7 protein-coding genes are annotated in these 6,090 nt (G+C 66.9%); 3 read left to right on the forward strand and 4 right to left on the reverse strand.

What is annotated here, in order from left to right:
* Positions 1–449: 449 nt before the first annotated feature.
* On the forward strand, positions 450–1,595 hold the full coding sequence (locus EB084_17710) for a hypothetical protein (GenBank protein ID NDD30096.1): 1,146 nt from the start codon (positions 450–452) through the stop codon (positions 1,593–1,595).
* An 85-nt stretch (positions 1,596–1,680) separates the two neighbouring features.
* On the opposite strand, the gene EB084_17715 is transcribed toward EB084_17710, so the two are convergent.
* Positions 1,681–2,409, reverse strand: a complete 729-nt coding sequence (locus tag EB084_17715; GenBank protein NDD30097.1) for a hypothetical protein — start codon at positions 2,407–2,409, stop codon at positions 1,681–1,683.
* 94 nt (positions 2,410–2,503) lie between these two features.
* A complete protein-coding gene (locus EB084_17720; protein ID NDD30098.1) occupies positions 2,504–2,809 on the reverse strand; it encodes a hypothetical protein in 306 nt (101 codons plus the stop codon).
* Between the two features lie 131 nt (positions 2,810–2,940).
* On the opposite strand from EB084_17720, the gene EB084_17725 reads away from it, so the two are divergent.
* A complete protein-coding gene (locus EB084_17725; GenBank protein NDD30099.1) occupies positions 2,941–4,239 on the forward strand; it encodes a M18 family aminopeptidase in 1,299 nt (432 codons plus the stop codon).
* Positions 4,240–4,244: 5 nt separating this feature from the next.
* Here the strand turns inward: EB084_17725 and EB084_17730 are convergent, their stop codons facing one another.
* Positions 4,245–4,628 carry an Hpt domain-containing protein gene (locus EB084_17730; protein ID NDD30100.1) on the reverse strand — a complete coding sequence of 128 codons (384 nt, stop codon included), beginning with the start codon at positions 4,626–4,628 and terminating at the stop codon, positions 4,245–4,247.
* On the opposite strand from EB084_17730, the gene EB084_17735 reads away from it, so the two are divergent.
* A complete protein-coding gene (locus EB084_17735; protein ID NDD30101.1) occupies positions 4,533–5,252 on the forward strand; it encodes a hypothetical protein in 720 nt (239 codons plus the stop codon). The genes EB084_17730 and EB084_17735 overlap by 96 nt on opposite strands.
* A gap of 21 nt (positions 5,253–5,273) precedes the next feature.
* Here EB084_17735 and EB084_17740 read toward each other — a convergent pair whose 3' ends face one another.
* Entirely contained in the window at positions 5,274–6,086 is an 813-nt protein-coding gene (locus tag EB084_17740) for a hypothetical protein (GenBank protein ID NDD30102.1), read from the reverse strand.
* Positions 6,087–6,090 lie beyond the last annotated feature (4 nt).

Consider the following 6,090-nt stretch of genomic DNA (forward strand, 5'->3'; position numbering starts at 1 on the left):
CGCCACCACCGCGACCGTGACAACAACCCGCCGGGGATGGCCGGTGGTCCCGGCACCAACTGGGAGAACCCTCCGGGCCGCGCAGGCGGACCGGGCGCCAGCCCCGACCGCCGGTTCCGCCACCACCGCCGCTGATGACGGCCTGCGTCTCACGAGTGCGCGCTGCACCCATGAGGCGAGCTGAGAAAACAAGAGCCTGGCCCGCGCTGCAGTCCCATTCTGCGGCCGCGGGCCAGGCTTGCTTTATCGGGGGTGCGATGAAGGCGCGGAGGCGAGGGGCGAGGGTCGCGCCGTGGGGTTCGCCGTCGTGCCCCCGAACCTCGCGACTGCCATGAATGTGGTGCGTAAGAATCAGAGGCGCCTCCCCCACTTTGTTAACAACCTCGCAACCCATTCGAGCGCCATTCGAGGTATACTAGGGGAAGAGAGAGGGGCGACCAGTCAGACGCATGAACGCGAACCGCATCGACAGCCGATCGACCGTGTGCTCCCCGTGGCTGAAGGCCACGACGACCGCCCACACGCCCCTTCCCGCGACGATGGCGACGCCGGACAGGGTCTCCCTCTCAAGCGATGAGCCTCAGCCGGCAGACAGCCACGTGGGTGCCGCGGTGGCCGTGTCGGTGGCCATGCTGGCCCTCCCCGCGTTCGCGTCAGCCCACGAACCGGGGCCCACCTCCCACACCAGCATCTCGACGCCGCTCGTACCCGTTGATCGCGACGCGCTGTCCTCCTCCGCGTCCGCCGACGCCAGCACAGAGACCACCGCACCGTCGACCGAGACCGAGGCCCCGTGGTACACCTCGCTGCAAGACAAGACCCGAGGGCTGCAAGAGACGGTGAAGGGTGTGAAGGGAACCGTTGCATCGTACACCGACCAGGTGAACAAGGTGCTCAACGACACCCCGCTCGCCCAGTACCGCGCCTCTGGCACCATCGAAGACTACACTTGGAAGTTCGACCCCATGGTCGTGAAGGCAGACCCCTACCTGCTCACACGCATCAACAAGTTCGGTGCCGGCGTCACGGTCGACGCGGCGGTGCTCAAGGCCAGCATCGAGAAGCACGACGTGGTGGGCGGATTCGACCGCTCGCAGGGGTTGCGCGCCGACATCCACGCGCGCTACCAGTACGGCCTGGGCTCGCGTCTCGACCCCGTGGGTGCGGTGGGCGACCCGAACATCGCCGGCTTCGCCGGACCGCGGGTCGAGGCGTTCCAGCGCTGGCAGAGCCGCGAAGGCGACTGGAAGCAGACCTACGAGTTCAACCTCGGCGCCTCGCACGACCTCCCGTCGTCGACCTCGATGGCCTACGTGCGAACCGTGCAGCGATTCGAGAACGGCGAGATCACGAAGAGCCTGCTGGGCTCGGGCTCGCGCCTCAACATCGAGCTCGAGGAAGGCCTGCAGCGCAACTGGGGTGCGGGCAGCACCAACGTGTACTACCGCGCCTTCGCTGGCGCCACGAAGCCCGTCTCGTTCAAGGCGTTCGGGCACGACGTGAAGGTCGACGTGGAAGCCGGCCTGCAGGCGCAGGGCAACCTGGGCGGCGGACGTGACGTGAAGCCCGTGGTGCGCGCTCACACGCACTGGTAGCCTTGTCTGGCCGACAACAGCCGCCAGCATGAAAAGAGACCGCGTGAAACGCGGTCTCTGAGGCCCAGCCCACACGAAGCGTCGCTCAGCGCGCGCCGAGGCCTCCGATGTAGGGCTTGTTGTCGCGGCCGATGACATAGGGCGTGCCGCTGCTGGCGCTGATGGCCTGGGCCTGAGGAGCGCCATAGGGCAGCCAGTTGCCCTGATAGTAGAAGACGCCGTTGTCGCTGCCCACGATCCACGGCGTGGTTCCCGTCACGTCGATGTCCTGACCCTTCTGATCCTTGAGGCGGCCCCAGTCGCTGCCGTTGCAGTCGAAGATGGAGCCATCCATGCCCACGAGGAACACGCGGCTACTGTTGGCCACCGCGAGGCGAGTGCCCTTGAACGTGTTGCTGTAGCGCTTCCACTCCGCGCCGGTCCACTGGTAGATCTTGTTGTCGGTGCCCAGGCACCAGCCGCCGTTGAGGTTGACGCTGATGTCGATGGCGCTCTGCGTGCCGATGCGCAGCCATCCCTGACCACTGAAGCGGTAGACCCCCTGGTCTGTCGAAACGACCCAGGGCTGGTTGTCGTCGCCCACCGAGATGCGGGTGGCCGAGATGCTTCCGGGGGCGGGCACGAACTTCGCAATGCGCCCCGGGGCAGGCTTGGGCGCCGTGTAGACCTTGTTGTCGGTGCCCACGATCCAGATGGCGCTGCCAGAGACGCTGATGTCGATGGCGTGGATGCCGCTGAGGGGGCTCCACTGCTGGGCGAACGCCGGAACCATCAGGGCGAGGACGAGCACGATGCTCGCAAGGGCTCTCTTCATGACTTCTCCTGTGAAGGTCGGATTTTGGGTTCGCCTGCGTTTCCCACGACACAAGGCCTTTCCTGCCGAAGCGCCCGCCTGCTTGACCCTGCCTTCACGCATCTTCTCCCCGCTCGAGCACGCGTCTCACAAAAGGGTCACGACCGCGACCGGCGCGCTCGAGGCGCCGTACATGCTCCCACTCCAGCTGGCGCAGCTGCGTGTCCCACTCGCGGCGGAACCGCGGCGAGCCTCGGCGCGCGTCGATCTCAAGCCGACAGCGCACGAGGTCGGCCGTGAGCGTATCGAGCGTGGCCTGGCGCATGAAGACAGCGGCCATGGGCGAATGCCACCAGAGCACATCGAGGGCTCGCCAGACGCGCTCGAGCGAGCGCCTCGCCGATTCGATCAGGGTTCTCAAGGATGCCCACCTCCCCCGCGCGACTGCCTCTGCGTTCATCTGCGCGCCTTCCAGTACGAACACGGTAGCACGGGCATGATGACAAATGCTGTCGCAAGGAGAACGACACCGCCAGGCGCAAATCCACATCCATGACAGAATCACGCGTCACAGACGACCTCCTCCGCTTCCTCGCCGCCTCTCCGACCCCGTACCACGCCGTCGAGAGCGCCATCGCACGCTTGAAGGAGGCCGGCTTCTCCGCGCTCCGGGAAGCTGACGGGTGGTCGCCCCTCGCACCCGGCCGCTACTACGTCGCCCACGCGGACAGCGCACTTGCGGCCTTCGTGATCCCTCCGCACCAGGTACACGCCGTACACCTCATCGGCGCCCACACCGACAGCCCGAACCTGCGGCTGAAGCCAGCCCCTCCATTCGCAAAGGAGGGCTATCTGCAGATCGGGGTCGAGGTCTACGGGGGCGCACTGCTCAACACGTGGCTCGATCGCGATCTGGGCATCGCGGGCCGCGTGACGATGAACGAAGCGGGTCGGGTAACCACCCGCCTTGTTCGCTTCGACCGCCCCCTGGCACGAGTTGCCCAGCTGGCCATCCACCTCGACCGCGAGGTGAACGAGAAGGGGCTTGTGCTGAACCGCCAGAGCCATCTTGTCCCCATCCTCGGCCTGGGAGAGCACCCCGACGCGCTGAGAGCGCTGTGCGCCTCCGCCCTCGACATCGACGGCACATCCATCACGGGGCTCGATCTGATGCTGCACGACCTCACCGCGCCCGCGCGCGGAGGTCTCGACGGCGAGTTCATCTGGTCGGCCCGCCTCGACAACCTGGCCATGTGCCACGCGGCCGTCCACGCGCTGATCGAGACCGCCGGCCTGGAAGGCGACACGATACGCATGGCCGTGCTCTTCGATCACGAGGAGGTGGGAAGCCAGAGCCACGCAGGCGCCGGCTCCGGGCTCCTCCCCCGTCTGCTGGAGCGCATCACCCTCGCACTGGGGCACGACCGCGAGCGCCACCATCGCACGCTCGCCGCCTCGCTCTGCCTCTCTGCCGACATGGCCCACGCCGTGCATCCGAACTATCCAGACCGGCACGAGCCCAACCACAAGCCCGTCATCAACGGAGGCCCCGTGGTGAAGGTGAACAGCCAGCAGCGATACGCCACGTGTGCCCGCACGGCCGCCCTCTTCCACCGGCTGTGCGCCGAAGCCGGCGTGCCAAGCCAGAGCTATGTGCACCGCACCGACCTGGCCTGCGGAAGCACCATCGGCCCCATCACCTCGACCCTGCTCGGCATCGCCACCGTCGACGTGGGAAATCCGATGCTCTCGATGCACTCCGCGCGCGAGATGGGGGGGAGCCGCGATCCCGCAATGATGACCGCGGCGATGGCACGCTTCCTCGCACTGACATCGGGCGCTCTCGGCTGAGGCGATCAGTCAGACGCGAGGGCAAGCCCTTCCACGAAGCGGCACGCATCACGCGCGTGTCGCTCGAGCCGCTCGAAGATCGCTGTCGAACCACCCTGCGCGTCGAGTGCGTCGAGCTCTTCCAGGGCGAGGGCGTCTGCCACAGCGCTGCCGGCCTGAAGCAGTCCGAAGCAGTTCTTGATGTCGTGGGCCGCCCGGCGCGCACCTTGCAGATCGCAGAGGTCGCGGGCGCTGCGCAGCTGCGTCATCGCCGTCTCCAGGGTCTCGATGAACACGCCGCTGATGCGACGCATATGCGGTGCGTCCTCTCCCGCCCATTCTCGCAGGCGAGCGGCGTCAAAGCTCGGCTCTTCGCGGGGGGAGGATGTAGACGAAGCGTCGGGAGACATGGCGCCCGGCCAATTAGACGCGCGACCCGCGCTTCCTCCCCAGTGAGCCGCTCACCTGCGGCATGGCAGGAGGTCGAGCGGTCTGTGAGAAACGATGCGCCCTTCCGCGCCCCCACCGCCAGTGGTCGCGAGTCACACCACACACAGGAGGTCTCCCCCTTGTCACTTCACGACAGCCTCGACAAGACCGCGGTCATCGACAAGCTCAACCAGATCCTCGAGTGGGAGCTGGCCGGCGTCGTCCGCTACACCCACTACAGCATGATGGTCTTCGGTCACGCCCGCATCCCCATCACGTCATACTATCGCGGCAAGGCCCAGGAGTCGCTCACCCATGCGCAGGTCGCGGGTGAGATGGTCACGATGCTCGGCGGCCATCCGTCGCTCAAGATCGGTCCGCTCCTCGAAACAGAGAAGCACAACATCGACGACATCCTGCGCGAGTCGTACGAGCACGAGCGCGCTCACCAGAAGCACTACTACGATCTCCTCACCCTGGTGAAAGACCGCTCCATCTGCCTCGAGGAGTACTGCCGCAAGGCCATCGCCGAGGAAGACCTGCACATCAGCGAGATCGACAAGATGCTGCGCCGCCCAGGTCAGACCGAGCAGGCCACCGCCTAGGCGAAGAAAGGGCGCTCGCGCTCAGGTTCGATCGGCGGGTGGGGCATAGCGGGCAAAAAGGGCGTCGCCCTTCGAGACCGAGGCCCCCTCTTTGAGCCAGCCCCAGTTCGCCCACACGTCGAGACGCCCGCTCGCGCCGGCTTCGTCGCCCGCGAGCGCGGCGGTCTCCTCGCCAAAGCCCAGCCGGTTCCACAGCTCGGCCATGCGAACCGGCATTGCGGGCCAGAGCAGCAGCGAGGCGATGCGAACCGCCTCCGCGCAGTCGTACAGCACCGCCCCCACCCGCGGCAGGTTGCTCGGTTCCTTGGCCATCTTGAAGGGCTGGGTCTTCTCGATGTACCCGTCGACCGCGCGCACCAGTGACAGGGCCGCGCCGAACGCACCCGACAGATCGACCTGCGCCATGGCCGCGCGGTACGCATCGACCGCGCGAGCCGCCAGCCGGGCCAGCGGCTCACCCTCGCCCTCATGCGCCCCCGGCGCGGGCAGACGCCCCTCGAAGTAGCGGCCCACCATGTTGGTGACGCGACTGGCGCAGTTCCCCACGCCATTGGCCAGCTCGCTGTTGTAGACGTCGATGAACCGCGCTTCGGAGAAATCGCTGTCAACGGCCTCGAGCGGACCCTGTGTCGCGAGGAACCAGCGGAACGCATCGACGCCGAAGCGCTCGCAGTACGCCTCGATCTTCTCCAGATCGATGAAGTTCCCCAGCGACTTGCTCATCTTCTGGCCCTCACTGATCCAGAAGCTGTGCGCGTAGATCTTATGGGGAAGGCGCATCCACTCGTTGCCCGGCACCTTCTGCAGCGCCATGATGAGGGCAGGCCAGATCACCGCG

This window comes from Pseudomonadota bacterium, from assembly GCA_010028905.1.
Classification (GTDB): domain Bacteria; phylum Vulcanimicrobiota; class Xenobia; order RGZZ01; family RGZZ01; genus RGZZ01.